At 71.5% G+C, this 2060-nt stretch carries 1 protein-coding gene; it reads left to right on the top strand.

All coding sequences use genetic code 11. The features are described 5' to 3' along the window. Window positions 1-31: 31 nt before the first annotated feature. Window positions 32-2060, top strand: a 2029-nt coding sequence (locus CCN72_RS38735) for a non-ribosomal peptide synthetase (protein ID WP_425276184.1), incomplete at its 3' end; no start/stop codon positions are given.

The raw sequence follows: 2060 nt of genomic DNA on the forward strand, positions 1-2060 counted from the left end.
GACATCGCTGGCCGCGTACGCCCACCAGGACGTGCCCTTCGAGTACCTGGTCGAGCATCTCAACCCGACCCGTACGCTCGCCCATCACCCTCTCTTCCAGGTCATGTTGGCCCTCCAGAACGCTCCCGAGGCGGCGTTCCAGTTGCCCGGTCTGCATATCGAGGTGGCGCCCGGACGCACGCACACGGCCAAGTTCGACCTCTTCTTCAGCCTCGCCGAACGGCGGGGTGCCCACGGCGAGCCGGAGGGCATCACGGGCGCCGTCGAGTACTCCAGCGACATCTACGACGCTCCCACCGTCCAGACGCTCTTCGACCGCTGGGTCCGGCTGCTGGACGCGGCCACCACCCACCCCGACCAGCCACTCGACGACATCGACCTCCTCACCTTCGAGGAACACCAACAGATGCTCGGCGCCTGGCTGGACGCCGAGGCCGAGATCGGCGAAGACCTGTTGCCCACGCGCTTCGCCGAGCAGGCGCGGACCACGCCGGACGCCATCGCCCTGATCGTCGGGGACACCACCCTGACGTACACGGAACTGAACAGCCGCGCCAACCGGCTGGCGCACGCCTTACTACGGCGGGGTGCCGGACCGGACACGGTGATCGCGCTCGCGCTGCCGCGCTCCGCCGACCTGGTGGTCGCCCTCCTCGCGGTGCTCAAGTCCGGTGCCGCGTACCTGCCGCTGGACCCGGACCATCCGTCCGGACGCCTCGCACACGTGCTGGCGGACGCGGCACCGGCACTGCTGCTGACCACCGTGGCGACGGACGCGCGGCTACCGGTCGGCGACGGTTCGCCGCAGCGGCTGACCGTGGACTCCGCCGACACACAGGCGCTGCTGGCCGACTGCCCCGACACCGATCCGGGCGACGCCGACCGTGCCGCGCCGCTGCGCGCCGCCGACGCCGCGTATGTGATCTACACCTCCGGCTCGACCGGCCGCCCCAAGGGCGTGGTGGTGCCGCACTCCGCGCTGCTCAACTTCCTCCAGGCCATGCGGCAGAGGGTGCCGCTGCGGCCCGACGAGCGGCTGCTCGCGGTCACCACGGTCGCCTTCGACATCGCGGCGCTGGAGCTGTACCACCCGCTGCTCTCGGGTGCCGCGGTCGTCCTCGCGCCCAAGGAGGCCGTCCCCCAGCCGTCCGCGGTACTCGACCTGATCGCCCGGCACGGTGTCACCGTCGTGCAGGGGACCCCGTCACTGTGGCAACTGCTGGTCGCGCACGAGCCGGAGGCCCTGCGCGGACTGCGCACGCTGGTCGGCGGCGAGGCGCTGCCCGTCGCCCTCGCCGACTCGCTGCGGACGCTCACCGACGACCTGACCAACCTGTACGGACCGACCGAGACCACCATCTGGTCGACCGCCGCCGACCTCACCGGCACCACGGGCGCCCCGCTCATCGGACGGCCGATCATCAACACCCGGGTGTACGTCCTGGACGAGGGACTGCGGTTGGTCGCGCCGGGAGTGGTGGGGGAGTTGTACATCGCGGGCGCGGGGGTGGCCCGCGGCTACCTGGGCCGGCCGAGCCTCACGTCGGAGCGCTTCGTCGCCGACCCCTACGCCGCCCGAGCCCGGTGCGCGCATGTACCGCACCGGCGACCTGGTGCGCCAGGACCCGTACGGAGAGCTGGAGTTCGTCGGCCGGGCCGACCATCAGGTCAAGATCCGCGGGTTCCGGATCGAACCCGGCGAGATCGAGGCCGTGCTCACCGACCACCCCGACATCNNCGTCGCCGACACCTCGGCACACGCGTACGACGAGGAGGTCGAGCGGAGCCAGCTGAGCGAATGGCGGGACCTCTACGACACCGTCTACGCCACCGCGCCCGGGACGGAGTTCGGCGCGAACTTCGCCAGCTGGAACAGCAGTTACGACGGGCAGCCGATCCCGCTGCCCGAGATGCTGGAGTGGCGCGACGCGACCGTCGACCGCATCAGGGCCCTCCGCCCCCGCCGCGTTCTCGAAATCGGTGTGGGCACCGGGCTGCTCCTCGCCGGGCTGGCACCCGAGTGCGAGGAGTACCGGGGCACCGACTTCTCACCCACCGTC

This window comes from Streptomyces murinus, assembly GCF_002154555.1.
In the GTDB taxonomy this organism is placed as follows: domain Bacteria; phylum Actinomycetota; class Actinomycetes; order Streptomycetales; family Streptomycetaceae; genus Streptomyces; species Streptomyces murinus.